This is a genomic window from Pigmentiphaga sp., from assembly GCF_033795525.1.
Classification (GTDB): domain Bacteria; phylum Pseudomonadota; class Gammaproteobacteria; order Burkholderiales; family Burkholderiaceae_B; genus Pigmentiphaga.
In genome coordinates, this window is record NZ_JARYGM010000015.1 from 24,061 (window position 1) to 37,516 (window position 13,456).

Annotated in this window: 18 protein-coding genes; all 18 read left to right on the forward strand. The window is 65.8% G+C overall.

The features are described 5' to 3' along the window. The first annotated feature begins 14 nt into the window (after positions 1–14). The 18 genes from QHC78_RS20045 (at position 15) to tatC (ending at position 13,439) form a co-directional block, all read left to right on the forward strand. Entirely contained in the window at positions 15–800 is a 786-nt protein-coding gene (locus QHC78_RS20045) for an MlaA family lipoprotein (RefSeq protein ID WP_319747749.1), read from the forward strand. 56 nt (positions 801–856) lie between these two features. Beyond that, on the forward strand, positions 857–1,480 hold the full coding sequence (locus QHC78_RS20050) for an MlaC/ttg2D family ABC transporter substrate-binding protein (protein ID WP_319747751.1): 624 nt from the start codon (positions 857–859) through the stop codon (positions 1,478–1,480). Between the two features lie 119 nt (positions 1,481–1,599). After that, entirely contained in the window at positions 1,600–2,586 is a 987-nt protein-coding gene (locus QHC78_RS20055) for an ABC transporter ATP-binding protein (protein WP_413816500.1), read from the forward strand. Continuing rightward, positions 2,583–3,434, forward strand: coding sequence for an ABC transporter permease (locus tag QHC78_RS20060; RefSeq protein ID WP_319747753.1), 852 nt, complete (start codon positions 2,583–2,585; stop codon positions 3,432–3,434). The genes QHC78_RS20055 and QHC78_RS20060 overlap by 4 nt, the downstream gene beginning before the upstream one ends. A gap of 66 nt (positions 3,435–3,500) precedes the next feature. Then, a complete protein-coding gene (locus tag QHC78_RS20065; protein WP_319747755.1) occupies positions 3,501–3,752 on the forward strand; it encodes a BolA family protein in 252 nt (83 codons plus the stop codon). Further along, a complete protein-coding gene (gene murA, locus QHC78_RS20070; protein ID WP_319747757.1) occupies positions 3,752–5,038 on the forward strand; it encodes a UDP-N-acetylglucosamine 1-carboxyvinyltransferase in 1,287 nt (428 codons plus the stop codon). Before QHC78_RS20065 ends, murA begins: the two co-directional genes overlap by 1 nt. Continuing rightward, positions 5,035–5,724, forward strand: a complete 690-nt coding sequence (hisG, locus tag QHC78_RS20075) for an ATP phosphoribosyltransferase (RefSeq protein WP_319747758.1) — start codon at positions 5,035–5,037, stop codon at positions 5,722–5,724. Before murA ends, hisG begins: the two co-directional genes overlap by 4 nt. Positions 5,725–5,860: 136 nt before the next feature. After that, positions 5,861–7,195 (forward strand): histidinol dehydrogenase, encoded by a 1,335-nt coding sequence (gene hisD, locus QHC78_RS20080; RefSeq protein WP_319747760.1) that lies wholly within the window; start codon positions 5,861–5,863, stop codon positions 7,193–7,195. 41 nt (positions 7,196–7,236) lie between these two features. Next, the gene (gene hisB, locus QHC78_RS20085; RefSeq protein WP_319747762.1) at positions 7,237–7,824 is read left to right on the forward strand and encodes an imidazoleglycerol-phosphate dehydratase HisB; all 588 of its coding nucleotides are present in this window, start codon (positions 7,237–7,239) and stop codon (positions 7,822–7,824) included. A 2-nt stretch (positions 7,825–7,826) separates the two neighbouring features. After that, positions 7,827–8,459 (forward strand): imidazole glycerol phosphate synthase subunit HisH, encoded by a 633-nt coding sequence (hisH, locus tag QHC78_RS20090; protein ID WP_319747764.1) that lies wholly within the window; start codon positions 7,827–7,829, stop codon positions 8,457–8,459. Between the two features lie 84 nt (positions 8,460–8,543). Further along, on the forward strand, positions 8,544–9,296 hold the full coding sequence (gene hisA, locus QHC78_RS20095; protein WP_319747765.1) for a 1-(5-phosphoribosyl)-5-[(5-phosphoribosylamino)methylideneamino]imidazole-4-carboxamide isomerase: 753 nt from the start codon (positions 8,544–8,546) through the stop codon (positions 9,294–9,296). Positions 9,297–9,603: 307 nt separating this feature from the next. Beyond that, positions 9,604–10,380, forward strand: a complete 777-nt coding sequence (hisF, locus tag QHC78_RS20100) for an imidazole glycerol phosphate synthase subunit HisF (protein WP_319747767.1) — start codon at positions 9,604–9,606, stop codon at positions 10,378–10,380. A gap of 11 nt (positions 10,381–10,391) precedes the next feature. Continuing rightward, positions 10,392–10,805, forward strand: a complete 414-nt coding sequence (gene hisI / locus QHC78_RS20105; RefSeq protein ID WP_319747769.1) for a phosphoribosyl-AMP cyclohydrolase — start codon at positions 10,392–10,394, stop codon at positions 10,803–10,805. After that, on the forward strand, positions 10,802–11,143 hold the full coding sequence (locus QHC78_RS20110; protein ID WP_319747771.1) for a phosphoribosyl-ATP diphosphatase: 342 nt from the start codon (positions 10,802–10,804) through the stop codon (positions 11,141–11,143). The genes hisI and QHC78_RS20110 overlap by 4 nt, the downstream gene beginning before the upstream one ends. A 1-nt stretch (position 11,144) precedes the next feature. After that, on the forward strand, positions 11,145–11,498 hold the full coding sequence (locus QHC78_RS20115; protein ID WP_319747773.1) for a histidine triad nucleotide-binding protein: 354 nt from the start codon (positions 11,145–11,147) through the stop codon (positions 11,496–11,498). 66 nt (positions 11,499–11,564) lie between these two features. Then, on the forward strand, positions 11,565–11,798 hold the full coding sequence (gene tatA / locus QHC78_RS20120; RefSeq protein ID WP_319747774.1) for a Sec-independent protein translocase subunit TatA: 234 nt from the start codon (positions 11,565–11,567) through the stop codon (positions 11,796–11,798). Between the two features lie 295 nt (positions 11,799–12,093). Then, positions 12,094–12,678 carry a Sec-independent protein translocase protein TatB gene (gene tatB, locus QHC78_RS20125; protein ID WP_319747777.1) on the forward strand — a complete coding sequence of 195 codons (585 nt, stop codon included), beginning with the start codon at positions 12,094–12,096 and terminating at the stop codon, positions 12,676–12,678. Beyond that, positions 12,675–13,439 carry a twin-arginine translocase subunit TatC gene (gene tatC, locus QHC78_RS20130; RefSeq protein ID WP_319747779.1) on the forward strand — a complete coding sequence of 255 codons (765 nt, stop codon included), beginning with the start codon at positions 12,675–12,677 and terminating at the stop codon, positions 13,437–13,439. The genes tatB and tatC overlap by 4 nt, the downstream gene beginning before the upstream one ends. The last annotated feature ends 17 nt before the right edge of the window (positions 13,440–13,456 follow it).

Here is a 13,456-nt window from a genome sequence, read left to right on the forward strand (position 1 = left end):
ACAAGCGAACGAGCATGAATAACAAATTCCTGGCAGTAGTGCTGGCGGCTGGCCTCGCCGGCTGTGCCGCTGCGCCCGAAGGGCAGACCGCCGATCCGCGTGATCCGTTGGAAGGCTTCAACCGTGGCGTGTACAAGTTCAACGACACGGTGGACCGCGCCGTGCTCAAGCCCGTGGCGCAGGGCTACGTTAATGTAGTGCCTTCACCGGTACGCAGCTGTGTGCGCAACATGTTCAACAATGTGGGCGACGTCTGGTCGGCCATCAACAGCTTCCTGCAGAACCGTGCTCCCGACGGCCTCAATTCCGGCTTCCGCGTCCTGTTGAACACCACCATGGGGGTGTTCGGCTGTTTCGACCTGGCGACGCAGAACGGCCTGCCGCGCAACAAGGCCGACTTCGGCCAGACGCTCGGCGTGTGGGGCGTCGGCCCTGGGCCGTACCTGGTGCTGCCGCTGTTGGGCCCCAGCACGGTACGCGATGCGGGCGGCACCGTAGTCGACTTCGTCGGCGACCCGGTGGCCGTCGGCAATATCGAGAACGTGCCGGTCCGCAACACCTTGTACGGGCTGCGCGCGGTCAATACCCGCGCCAATCTGCTCGAGGTGGGCGACCTGCTCGACCAGGTGGCGCTCGATCCCTATACCTTTACCCGCGACGCGTACCTGCAGCGCCGGGCCAGTTTGATCCGAGGGGTAAAATCCGACGGTAATGAGCTGCCGGATTATTCGCTGCCGGACTACGGCGACGACGATCAATCGGAGGCGCCCGCGCCAGCCGCGGGCCAATCGCAACAATAAGGATGGTTTTGATGGCTTGGAGGTATTCGATGGGACCCGCCGCGGGGTCGCGGGGCATGGTTTGGCTTGCCGTATGGTTGCTGGGCACGGCGCTGGCCTTCGCCGGTGTCCAGGTCCGCGCGCAGGGTACCGGCTCCCCCGAGGCGTTGGTCAAGAAGGTAACGGACGAGGTCTTGACCGCGATCAAGGCCGATGCGTCGGTCCAGTCCGGCAATCCGCAACGCCTGCTGCAACTGGTGGACGAAAAAGTCCTTCCGTATGTGGACTTCGAGAAGACGACCCGCCTGGCCGCCGGCCGCTACTGGCGCCAGGCGACGCCCGAGCAGCAGAAGGCCTTGATCAAGGAGTTCCGCACTACCCTGGTGCGCACGTATAGCGGCGCTGTTTCTTCGGTGAAGCAGCAGACCACGGTGGAGCTGCGGCCCTCGCACTATCCGCCGGAGGCGACCGACGTCGTGGTGCGGACCTTGATCAAGCAGCCCGCGGGCGATCCGATCCCGGTGGATTACCGGATGGAAAAGGAAGCCCAGGGCTGGAAGATCTACGACGTCAACGTCCTGGGCGTGTGGCTGATCGAGAACTACCGCAACCAGTTCTCGCAGCAGATTTCCCAGAACGGGATCGATGGGCTGATCAAGTCGCTGGCGGACCGTAACCGCCAGTTCGAGTCCGCGCGCTAGGGAATCCCCATGCCCGGCCGGTGCCGGGCTGCTTCCCCTTTCGCCTATAATGCGGGATTGCCCGGATCGTTCCGGGATGGCGCTTTTTCAAGCGCGGAAGCCGTTTTTTCATACAAGCCATGTCACCCGCCGTTCGCATCGAACATGTTTCCAAGGTCTACCCCAAGCCGACGAGCCTTTGGCGGCGCATGGCCGGTAGCCAGCCTGCGGGCGGGTTCCAGGCGCTGAACGACGTCAGCCTCGAAATCGAGCAGGGCGAGTTCTTCGGCTTGCTGGGCCCCAACGGGGCGGGCAAGACCTCGCTGATCGCGATCCTGGCGGGCTTGTCGAAGGCGACCGCCGGCCGGGTATCCATCTGCGGCTACGATGTCGTCACCGAGTTCCGGGCGGCGCGCCGCGCGCTCGGCGTGGTGCCCCAGGAATTGGTGTTCGACCCGTTCTTCACGGTGCGCGAAACCCTGCGTATCCAGTCCGGCTATTTCGGCTTGCGCAACAACGACGACTGGATCGACGAGATCCTCGAGAACCTGGGCCTCTCGTCCAAGGCGGACGAGAACATGCGCGCCTTGTCGGGCGGCATGAAGCGCCGCGTGCTGGTCGCCCAGGCGCTGGTGCATCGCCCGCCCGTCATCGTGCTCGACGAGCCCACCGCCGGCGTCGACGTGGATCTGCGCCGTACGCTGTGGCAGTTCATTTCGCGCCTGAACCGGATGGGACACACCATTTTGCTGACCACGCATTATCTGGAAGAGGCCGAGGAACTCTGCGGCCGCATCGCCATGCTCAAGAGCGGCCGCATCGTGGCGCTGGACACCACGCGTGCGCTGCTGGCCAAGGTCGGGGGCTCGCGTCTGGTCCTGCACATGGGGCCGTCGGGATGGCCCGAGGGCCGGAATCCCGCGCTCGACGAACGCCTGGTGCAGCGGCAGGGCAGGCGCGCCACGCTGCGCCTGGAAAACAGTACCGAACTGGAGGCGCTGCTGGCGCAGGTGCGCGCGGCCGGCGGCGTGATCGAAGGTATCGAGGTCCTGCCCGCCGACCTCGAGGACGCCTTCCTGAACATCATGCATGGAACCGCCGCTCCGGCGTTGGAGCGGGCAGCATGAGCGCGATCCAACCCGTGGAGCCACAGGACAATGCCGCGCAAGGCACGCCCCGGCAGGCCGGCTTTGTCGGGCTGCAGCCCAACCTGAATGCGGGATCCGGTTTCCTGACGCTGTTCTTCAAGGAAATGCTGCGGTTCTGGAAGGTCGGCTTCCAGACCGTCGCGGCGCCGGTCGTCACAGCCGTGCTGTACCTGCTGATCTTCGCGCATGTGCTCGAGGGGCGCGTCACCGTCTACGACACGGTGCCCTATACGGCCTTCCTGATACCCGGGCTCATGATGATGAGCATGCTGCAGAACGCCTTTGCCAATTCGTCGTCGTCGCTCATGCAGAGCCGCGTCACCGGCAACCTGGTGTTCGTGCTGCTGCCGCCGCTGACCCATTGGGAGTTCTTCTGGGCCTACGTGCTGGCGGCCATTGCCCGGGGGCTGTTCGTCGGGCTGGGCATCTACGCCGTGTCGCTGCTCTTCGCGGCGCCGAGCTTTGCCGAGCCGCAGTGGATCCTGGTGTTCGGCGTGCTGGGCAGCGGCATCATGGGAGTGCTGGGCCTCGTTGCCGGGATCTGGGCCGAGAAGTTCGACCAGATGGCGGCATTCCAGAATTTCCTGATCATGCCGGCGACATTCCTATCCGGGGTATTCTATTCCGTGCATTCGCTGCCGCCCTTCTGGCAGGCGGTGTCGCACTGGAACCCCATTTTCTACACCATAGACGGCTTCCGCTATGGGTTTTTCGGTGTTTCCGACGTCACGCCCTGGCACAGCCTGGCGGTAGTCGCCGGCACGTTCCTGCTGGTGGCCGCGTTCGCGCTGAGGCTGCTGGCGACCGGTTACAAACTTCGCTATTGAGATGAAACGGCCCGCGGTATCCGGTCCGGCCGCCGCTTGCGGCGGCTCCCGGGGCGGGACACTGATATGAGCACCACGCTTCCTACCCCCGACCAGGTCCGGCAATACATCCTGGATGGCCTGCCTTGCGAGCACGTCGAAGTGCAGGGGGACGGCCAGCATTTCGAGGCGCTCATCGTCAGCTCCGCGTTTGCCGGCAAGCGCTCGATCGCCCGGCACCAATTGGTCTACGCCGCGCTGGGAGACCGCATGCGCGAAGAAATCCACGCGTTGTCGATGCGTACGTTCACTCCCGAGGAATTCAAGGCGAACCATTGATGGATAAGCTGCAGATCACCGGCGGTCGTCCCCTGCGCGGCGAGGTCGAAGTCTCGGGGGCGAAGAACGCCGCCCTGCCTTGCCTGTGCGCATCGCTGCTTACCGCCGACGCGGTGGCGCTGGAAAACGTTCCCCAGCTCAACGACATCGGCACGACGCTGCGCCTGTTGCGCCGGCTGGGTGTGAAGGCCGAACGGGGCAGCGCCGGCCGGGACGCCGGCACGCGCGTGACCCTGGACGCCAGCCAGGTGGATTCGCTGGAGGCGCCGTACGAGCTGGTCAAGACCATGCGGGCGTCGATCCTGGTCCTCGGGCCGCTGCTGGCGCGCTTCGGCGAGGCCCGGGTCAGCCTGCCGGGCGGCTGCGCCATCGGCCAGCGCCCGATCGACCAGCACATCAAGGGGTTGGCCGCAATGGGGGCCGACATCCGTATCGAACACGGTTTCGTCGTCGCGCGGGCCCAGCGGCTCAAGGGCGCCACCATACGCACCGACATGATCACGGTGACCGGCACCGAGAACCTCCTCATGGCAGCCGTGCTGGCCGACGGCCTGACGGTGCTCGAGAATGCCGCACGCGAACCCGAGATCGTCGACCTGGCGGAACTGCTCATCAAGATGGGTGCGCGCATCAGCGGGCACGGTTCTGACCGCATCGTCGTGGAAGGGGTCTCCCGGCTGCACGGCGCCACCCACCGCGTAATGCCGGACCGTATCGAAGCCGGCACCTTTCTTTGTGCCGTGGGCGCGGCGGGCGGGGAAATCGTGTTGCGCAACGCGGATCCGGCCAGCATGGGAGCTACGCTCGACAAACTTTCCGAGGCCGGATTGTCGATCGAGTGCGGGACCGACTGGATCGAGGCCGGCATGGGCCGCCGCCCGCGCGCGGTGAGCTTCCGGACGCTGGAGTATCCGGGCTTTGCCACCGACATGCAGGCCCAGCTGATGGCGCTGAACTCCATCGCCGAAGGCACCTCGGTCATTACCGAGACCATCTTCGAGAATCGCTACATGCACGTCCAGGAGCTGCGGCGGCTGGGCGCGGATATCGACATCGACGGCCACACGGCCGTGGTCAAGGGCGTGGGCCGCCTGTCCGGGGCCGCCGTGATGGCCACCGACCTGCGCGCCTCGGCCAGCCTGGTCATTGCCGGGCTGGTGGCCGACGGCGACACCGTGATCGACCGGATCTACCACCTCGACCGCGGCTACGAACAGATGGAGCACAAGCTGGTGGGGCTGGGCGCCGACATCCGCCGTATAAGCGGCAGCGGGGGGCAGGCATGAGCGCGTTTGCTCCGGCCGATTCCCAGGCACCCATCACCCTGGCGTTGTCCAAAGGCCGCATTTTCGAGGAAACCATGCCGCTGCTGGCAGCGGCCGGCATCACCGTGGCCGAGAATCCCGAGAAATCGCGCAAGCTTATCCTGCCGACCAGCGATCCGGACGTGCGCATCATTATTGTGCGGGCGTCGGACGTCCCCACCTATGTCCAATACGGCGCGGCGGACCTGGGCGTGGCGGGCAAGGACGTACTGATAGAGCATGCCGTCCACCACCCCGGCGTCCTGTACCAGCCGCTGGACCTGCGCATCGGCCGGTGCCGGCTGTGCGTGGCGGTACCCGAGGGTTTCGATTACGCCACGGCGGTGCGCCAAGGCGCGCGCCTGAGGGTGGCGACCAAGTATGTGCAGGCTGCGCGGGAACATTTCGCCGCCAAGGGCGTGCACGTCGACCTCATCAAGCTGTATGGCTCGATGGAGCTCGCGCCGCTGGTAGGCCTGGCCGACGTGATCGTCGACCTGGTGTCCACGGGCGGCACCCTGCGAGCCAACAACCTGGTCGCGGTCGAAGATATCATGGACATATCGTCGCGCCTCGTGGTCAATCAGGCGTCGCTTAAGACACGGCGACACCGGTTGCAGCCTCTGATCGACGCCTTCGCGCGCGCCAGCCTGGCCATGCCGGCCTGAGACTGGCCTTCCGTGTCCGAAGGCTCGCCGCGCGGCTTGCCCGCCGCGCCGTGCAGAGGCTGCGTGTCCATTGCCACCGCGCCGATGGCGCGGGGCCGGGCTGCCCACCGGAAAACCGACTTTGCAGAACAAGCGTATGCCCCTAATCAACCGACTCGACTCCCGTAGCGACGACTTCCGAACCCGCCTGCAATCGCTGCTGGCCTTCGAGGCGTCGGAAGACGCCTCCATCGAGCGCGCCGTGGCCGACATCCTGCTGGACGTCCGTACCCGGGGCGATGGCGCGGTGCTGGAGTACACCCGGCGCTTCGACCGGGTCGAGGCCTCGTCCATCGAGGAACTCGACATCCCCCGTGCCGACTGGATCGCGGCGCTGGAAGCCTTGCCGCGCGAGCAGCGCGCCGCCCTGGAGGCTGCCGCCGACCGCATCCGGGCCTATCACGAGCGCCAGCGCGCCGAGACCTGGACCTATACCGAGGCCGATGGCACGGTGCTGGGACAGAAAATCACACCCCTGGACCGCGTGGGACTCTACGTGCCGGGCGGCAAGGCGGCCTATCCGTCCTCGCTGTTGATGAACGCCATTCCCGCCAAGGTCGCGGGCGTCGGCGAGATCGTGATGGTGACGCCCACGCCCGGCGGGGTGCGCAACCCCATGGTGCTCGCCGCGGCGGCCATCGCCGGCGTGGATCGCGCCATCTCCATAGGCGGTGCGCAGGCGGTCGGGGCGCTGGCCTACGGCACCGCCTCCATCGCCCCGGTCGACAAGATCGTCGGTCCGGGCAACGCCTATGTGGCCGCCGCCAAGCGGCGCGTGTACGGTACGGTGGGCATAGACATGATCGCCGGTCCCAGCGAGATCCTGGTCATCGGCGACGGCAAGACGCCGGCCGACTGGATCGCGATGGACCTGTTCTCGCAGGCCGAGCACGACGAACTGGCCCAGGCCATCCTGCTGTGCCCGGATGCCGGCTACCTGGACGAGGTCGAGGCCGCCATTGCCCGGCTGCTGCCCACCATGCCGCGCGCCGACATCATCCGTACCAGCCTGGCGAACCGGGGCGCGCTGGTCCTGGTGAACGACCTGGCCGAAGCTTGCGCGCTGGCCAACGAGATCGCGCCCGAGCACCTGGAAATTTCGACCGAGGAACCCGAGCGCTGGGCCGAACTGATCCGGCACGCGGGGGCCATCTTCATGGGCTCGCACAGCTCGGAATCGCTGGGCGACTATTGTGCAGGTCCTAACCACGTGCTGCCCACGTCGCGTACGGCGCGGTTCTCCTCGCCCCTGGGCGTGTACGATTTCCAGAAGCGGTCCAGCCTGATCAAGGTATCGGGGGCGGGCGCGCAGACCTTGGGGCGCGTAGCCGCGACGCTGGCCTACGGCGAAGGCTTGCCGGCCCACGCGCGCAGCGCCGAGTACCGGCTGGAGGAGCCGGCGGCCCCGGGGCGGCCGTCCGGTTCGGCATGAAACCGCCGTTCGCCCCTCAACGAGACTATCCGGAAACGATCATGCGTACCGCCGAGATCACCCGCAACACCAATGAAACCCGCATCCGCGCGGTTGTCAACCTCGACGGCACCGGCAAGCAGAACCTGCAGACCGGCGTGCCGTTCCTGGATCACATGCTCGATCAGGTCGTGCGCCACGGCCTGATCGATATCGACCTCGTGGCCGACGGCGATCTGCATATCGATGCCCACCATACGGTGGAGGACGTCGGCATTACGCTGGGCCAGGCGGTCGCCAAGGCGGTCGGCAACAAGGCGGGCATCCGCCGGTACGGCCATGCCTACGTGCCCCTGGACGAAGCCCTGTCGCGCGTGGTGGTGGACTTCTCGGGCCGTCCGGGCCTGGAGTTCCACGTGCCGTTCACGCGCGCGATGATCGGCCAGTTCGACGTCGACCTGGCGCGCGAGTTCTTCCAGGGATTCGTCAACCACGCGCTGGTGACCCTGCATGTGGATAATCTGCGCGGCGTCAATGCGCACCACCAGTGCGAAACCGTGTTCAAGGCCTTCGGACGCGCGCTGCGCATGGCGCTGGAGATCGATCCGCGCGCCGGCGGCGCGGTGCCGTCGACCAAAGGGGTACTGTAGCCATGACGCGCATCGCCATCGTCGACTACGGCATGGGCAACCTGCGCTCGGTCGCGCGGGCGCTCGAGCACGTCGCTCCCGGGGCCGACGTACGGATCTGCAGCGACGCGGCGGGCGTGCGGGCGGCCGACCGGGTGGTGTTTCCGGGGCAGGGCGCGATGCCCGACTGCATGCGGTACCTGGAACAGACCGGCCTGCGCGACGCCGTGATCGAGGCTTCTCGCACCAAGCCGCTGCTGGGCGTGTGCGTGGGCGAGCAAATGCTGTTCCAGCGGAGCGAAGAAGGCCCGGCAGACGGCCTGGGCATCTTCGAGGGCCAGGTCGTGCGCTTCGCCGGACCCGCCTTCGAAGGGCCCGACCGGCTGAAAGTGCCGCACATGGGCTGGAACCGCGTCCGGCAGACCTTGTCCCACCCGTTGTGGGACGGCGTGGCTGACGACACCTATTTCTACTTCGTCCACAGCTACTACGTGGCCCCGGCCGATCTAGGGGTAATTGCCGGGCAATCGGAGTACGGCCTTGCCTTTACCTGCGCGGTAGCGAGAGATAACATCTTTGCAACCCAGTTCCATCCTGAGAAAAGCGCGGGTGCGGGCTTGCGCATTTATCAGAATTTCGTGGGATGGAACCCGTGAGTCCCCGCTCGTCGACGTCCAACCGGTTTTTTTGTCCAGCCGCCCCGTCAGTGCTTCCTGTTTCGAACGACACCCTGATTCGCCATGCTCCTCATTCCTGCGATTGATCTCAAAGACGGTCGTTGTGTCCGCCTGCGTCAGGGCGATCTCGACGATGCCACCGTGTTCTCCGAAGAGCCCGCCGCCATGGCCGCCCACTGGCTGGATCAGGGAGCGCGCCGGCTGCATCTTGTGGACCTGAACGGCGCCGTGGCCGGCAAACCCAAGAACGAGGCCTCCATCAAGGCCATCGTCGAGGCTGTCGGCGACGAGATCCCCGTCCAGATCGGCGGCGGTATCCGCGACCTCGATACCATCGAACGATATCTGGACAACGGCATTTCCTACGTCATCATCGGGACGGCCGCGGTCAAGAACCCAGGTTTCCTGCATGACGCGTGCAGCGCCTTCCCCGGCCAGATCATCGTCGGGCTCGACGCCAAGGACGGCAAGGTGGCCACCGACGGCTGGAGCAAGCTCACCGGCCATGACGTCACCGACCTGGCCAAGAAGTTCGAGGACTACGGCTGCTCGTCCATCATCTACACCGACATCGGCCGCGACGGCATGCTGTCGGGCGTCAATGTCGAAGCCACCGTCAAGCTGGCGCAGCACGTGCGCATTCCTGTCATCGCCTCGGGCGGCATCGCCAACCTTTCCGATATCGAGAAGCTGTGCGCGGTCGAGGAAGAGGGCGTGGAAGGCGCCATCCTGGGGCGCAGCATTTACGAAGGCACGCTCGATTTCCAGGAAGCGCAGGCGCGGGCGGATGAACTAGGTACCCCGCCCACGCGCTGACGCGCGCCCGGAGCGGTGGGCCCCGGCTGCTCGGCGCCGCCCCCGAAAAAGGGGCCTGGGGCTCGCCGATTGGGCTTATGGCGTCCTGGTGCCGGATTCGCGGTACGCTAAGGGTCTAGCGGACCGGCAAAGCCGGCCCCTTCCTGATCCGGGCAGCGTCCCGGACCAGGCGTTTTGAACACATATTTGTTGAGTCAACCATGGTAGCAATAGCACTCCGCTCCTTATCCCGGGGCACCGCGGGTCCGGCTTTGCCGGTCCGCCAGCGCCGCCCCCTGGGGGGCGCGCGCAGCGCGTAGGGGGGAGCATGCTCACCCGTCGTATCATCCCTTGCCTCGACGTGACCGCGGGTCGCGTGGTGAAGGGAATCAATTTCGTGAATCTGATCGACGCCGGGGACCCGGTGGAGATCGCCCGCCGCTATGACGATCAGGGCGCAGACGAGATCACTTTCCTGGACATTACGGCCTCGAGCGACCAGCGCGACATCATTCTTTCGGTGATCGAGCAGGTGGCGTCCCAGGTTTTCATTCCGCTGACCGTCGGGGGCGGCGTACGCCAGGTCGGCGACGTCCGACGGCTGCTGAACGCCGGCGCGGACAAAGTGGGTATCAATACGTCCGCCGTGACCAATCCCGAGCTGGTGCGCGAGGCATCCGAGCGCTACGGGGCGCAGTGCATCGTGGTCGCCATCGACGCCAAGCGCGTCTCGGCCGAAGGCCAGGCGCCGCGCTGGGAGGTTTTCACGCATGGTGGCCGCAATGCCACCGGCCTGGATGCGGTGCAATGGGCGCGCCAAATGGCCGAGTACGGGGCGGGCGAGATCCTGCTGACCAGCATGGACCGCGACGGCACGCGCTCGGGCTTCGACCTGGCTCTGACGCGCGCCGTTTCCGACGCCGTGCCGATACCGGTCATTGCGTCCGGCGGCGTGGGGTCGCTGCAGGACCTGGCCGACGGCATTACCGAGGGCCATGCCGATGCGGTGCTGGCCGCAAGCATCTTTCACTACGGGCAGCACACGGTGCAGGAAGCAAAGCGTTTCATGGCCGAGCGCGGCATACGCATGAGGCTGGAAGACTGATGGTTATGGATATGCAAACGCCGTCGGCAGGCCAGGACGCGTGGCTGGACGAAATCGTCTATGACGAGCACGGCCTGGTGCCGGGCATCGCCCAGGATGTCTCGACCGACAAAGTCATCATGTTCGCGTTCCTGAACCGCGAATCGCTGCGCGAAACGCTGCGCACAGGCAACGCCACCTATTGGTCCCGCTCGCGCGGGCGGCTGTGGCGCAAAGGCGAGGAGTCCGGCCACGTCCAGCGCGTGCGTGAAATCCGCCTCGACTGCGATGGCGACGTCGTGCTGCTGCGGGTCGAGCAGGTCGGCGGCATTGCCTGCCATACCGGACGTGAACGTTGCTTTTACCGTCGCCTGGAGACCGAAGGTGGCGTACGATGGGTGGAAACCGATCCCATCCTGAAGGATCCTGAGAGTATCTATAAATGAGCGATTTCCTGACGCGGCTGGCAGACACGATCGCCACCCGCCGGCCCGACCGGGGCGGCTCGCCCGATACCTCTTATGTGGCGCGCCTGCTCAGCAAGGGACCGGATGCCTTTCTGAAGAAAATCGGCGAGGAGGCCACGGAAACGGTGATGGCGGCCAAGGACGGCATCCCGGAAAAGATCATTTACGAGACAGCCGACCTCTGGTTTCATTGCCTCGTCATGCTGGAGTATTACGGTTTGCGTCCCGAACAAGTCATCGCCGAGCTCGCGCGGCGCGAAGGCTTGTCGGGTTTGGAAGAAAAAACTTCGAGAACCGGCACAGCCACGAAACCATGAAATGAGCGACAACTGTATTTTCTGCAAGATCGCGCGGGGCGAGATTCCGTCCCGCAAGGTCTACGAAGACGACGAGATCTTCGCTTTCCACGATATCAATCCGATCGCGCCGGTCCACTTCCTGGTCATCCCCAAGCGCCACCTCCCGTCACTGCAGGACGTGACCGAAAGCGACGCGCAGCTGTTGGGTAGAATGCAAGTTCTGATACCCCGCCTGGCGCTCGAACAGGGCTGCCGCCCCGGGTCGGAAGGCGGGTTCCGTCTGGTCGCCAACAACGGCGCGGACGGCGGGCAGGAAGTGCCGCACCTGCACTATCACGTGGTCGGCGGCCCTCGCCCCTGGAAGCGCAACTGAACCGGGCGGCGTACCCGCCCTCTGGAATGACTGGACGATTTTCCGCCGCAAGGCGTGGAGCATGTAATGGGTAGCTTTAGCATTTGGCACTGGTTGGTAGTTCTGGTGATCGTGGTTCTGATCTTCGGCACCAAGAAATTGAAGAACCTGGGGCAGGACCTCGGCGGTGCCGTCAAGGGATTCAAGGAAGGCATGAAGGAAGGCGGCGACGCCGCGGCGTCGCAGTCCACCTCCGCCGATCCCAAGCGCGTCTCGGCCGACACTATCGACGTCGAAGCCAAGGAAAAAGAGCGGACGTAGTCCATGCCGCCACGCGCCGACGCGCGCCCGGCGGCGAGCTTTCCCGCCGTTGCGCAGCGGTTCCCGCAAGGGAGCCGGCCCGCGGCCGGGGAGTTCTGCGCCCGGAACCGCGGCGCCAGGGCGCGGTATTCTTGTTCGAGTTGAATGTATGGCCAAGACAATGGCGCTCCGCGCCGAGACAACATGCCCGACCCAGGGCGCCGCGGATCCGGCCTCGCCGGTCCGGCAGCGCCGCCCCTTGCAGGGGATGCGGCCACAGGCCGCCTGTGGGTGGGCCTCTCCTAGTGCGTGCTGAATGTTCGACGTCAGCTTTACCGAGCTTATGACCGTGGGGGTGGTGGCGCTCATCGTCATCGGACCTGAGCGACTGCCCAAGGTAGCCCGTACGATCGGCCACTTGTTGGGCCGCGCCCAGCGCTACGTCAACGACGTCAAGAGCGACATCCGCCGCGAAATGGAGCTCGACGAGTTGCGCAGCCTGCGCAAGGAAATGGAAGACGCCGCCCGCGCCCTCGAGACGACGGTCAAGACCAATGTCGACGACCTGCAGAAGGGGCTCAGCGAGGTCCAGCAGACCGTCGGGGACGCTGCCCGCGACGTCAAGACGGCGGCGACCGGATCGCTGGAGGCGCCAGCCGGCTCGGGATCCACCCCGGGCCTGACCTCGGAGAAGGCGGCCGCGCCGGGCGCCCCGGACGGCGAGCCTATGTCGGCCGCCACGCCCGGCTCTGAATCCGCCCCCTCCACGGCCCCGGACTCCGCGCCCGAGCATGACGCGGCCCAGGCTTCGCTGTTTCCGCCCGACGTGATGCCACCGGCTGTCAATCAACCCGCCGCCGGCCAGCCGGCCGAGGCCTCGACGGTACGCGAAAGAACGTGACTGAAAAAGACGCATCGCAAGAAGACAGCTTTATCTCCCACCTGGTAGAGCTGCGTGACCGGCTGCTCAAGGCCATCATCGCGGTGGTGGCGGTGTTCGTAGTGCTGTTCCTGTATCCGGGCGCGTCGGCCATCTATGACGTGCTGGCACAGCCCATGCTCGCAACGCTCCCTCCCGGCACACGCATGATCGCCACCGGCGTCATCACGCCGTTCATGGTGCCGGTCAAGGTGACACTGCTGGCCTCCTTCGTGCTCGCGCTGCCCTTCGTCCTGTACCAGGCGTGGGCCTTTGTCGCGCCCGGGCTCTACCAGCACGAAAAGCGGCTGGCGATGCCCCTGATCGTATCGAGCACGGTGCTGTTCCTGGCGGGCATGGCCTTCTGTTACTTCGTGGTCTTCAAGACCGTATTCCATTTCATCGCAACCTTCGCGCCCCAATCCATCACGCCCGCGCCTGACATCGAGGCCTACCTGAATTTCGTCATGACCATGTTCCTGGCGTTCGGGTTGACCTTCGAGGTTCCCGTGGCGGTGGTGCTGCTGGTCAAGACCGGCGTGACCACCGTGGCCAAGCTGTCGGCGGCGCGCGGCTACGTCATCGTTGGCGCTTTCGTGCTGGCAGCGGTGGTCACGCCGCCGGATGTTGTCAGCCAGTTCCTGTTGGCGGTACCTTTATGCGTCCTCTACGAACTGGGCCTGTTCGTCGCCCGCTTCGTCAAGGGCCGCGAGTCGGATTCGACCGCCATCGAGAAAGTCTGAATTCCTGCCGCCTCCGT

What these genes read in the sequence shown, in the direction of transcription:
- QHC78_RS20045 (WP_319747749.1), top strand. Translation starts at nt 15, where the DNA reads ATGAATAACAAATTCCTGGCAGTAGTGCTGGCGGCTGGCCTCGCCGGC.
- QHC78_RS20050 (WP_319747751.1), top strand. Translation starts at nt 857, where the DNA reads ATGGTTTGGCTTGCCGTATGGTTGCTGGGCACGGCGCTGGCCTTCGCC.
- QHC78_RS20055 (WP_413816500.1), top strand. Translation starts at nt 1,600, where the DNA reads ATGTCACCCGCCGTTCGCATCGAACATGTTTCCAAGGTCTACCCCAAG.
- QHC78_RS20060 (WP_319747753.1), top strand. Translation starts at nt 2,583, where the DNA reads ATGAGCGCGATCCAACCCGTGGAGCCACAGGACAATGCCGCGCAAGGC.
- QHC78_RS20065 (WP_319747755.1), top strand. Translation starts at nt 3,501, where the DNA reads ATGAGCACCACGCTTCCTACCCCCGACCAGGTCCGGCAATACATCCTG.
- murA (WP_319747757.1), top strand. Translation starts at nt 3,752, where the DNA reads ATGGATAAGCTGCAGATCACCGGCGGTCGTCCCCTGCGCGGCGAGGTC.
- hisG (WP_319747758.1), top strand. Translation starts at nt 5,035, where the DNA reads ATGAGCGCGTTTGCTCCGGCCGATTCCCAGGCACCCATCACCCTGGCG.
- hisD (WP_319747760.1), top strand. Translation starts at nt 5,861, where the DNA reads ATGCCCCTAATCAACCGACTCGACTCCCGTAGCGACGACTTCCGAACC.
- hisB (WP_319747762.1), top strand. Translation starts at nt 7,237, where the DNA reads ATGCGTACCGCCGAGATCACCCGCAACACCAATGAAACCCGCATCCGC.
- hisH (WP_319747764.1), top strand. Translation starts at nt 7,827, where the DNA reads ATGACGCGCATCGCCATCGTCGACTACGGCATGGGCAACCTGCGCTCG.
- hisA (WP_319747765.1), top strand. Translation starts at nt 8,544, where the DNA reads ATGCTCCTCATTCCTGCGATTGATCTCAAAGACGGTCGTTGTGTCCGC.
- hisF (WP_319747767.1), top strand. Translation starts at nt 9,604, where the DNA reads ATGCTCACCCGTCGTATCATCCCTTGCCTCGACGTGACCGCGGGTCGC.
- hisI (WP_319747769.1), top strand. Translation starts at nt 10,392, where the DNA reads ATGCAAACGCCGTCGGCAGGCCAGGACGCGTGGCTGGACGAAATCGTC.
- QHC78_RS20110 (WP_319747771.1), top strand. Translation starts at nt 10,802, where the DNA reads ATGAGCGATTTCCTGACGCGGCTGGCAGACACGATCGCCACCCGCCGG.
- QHC78_RS20115 (WP_319747773.1), top strand. Translation starts at nt 11,145, where the DNA reads ATGAGCGACAACTGTATTTTCTGCAAGATCGCGCGGGGCGAGATTCCG.
- tatA (WP_319747774.1), top strand. Translation starts at nt 11,565, where the DNA reads ATGGGTAGCTTTAGCATTTGGCACTGGTTGGTAGTTCTGGTGATCGTG.
- tatB (WP_319747777.1), top strand. Translation starts at nt 12,094, where the DNA reads ATGTTCGACGTCAGCTTTACCGAGCTTATGACCGTGGGGGTGGTGGCG.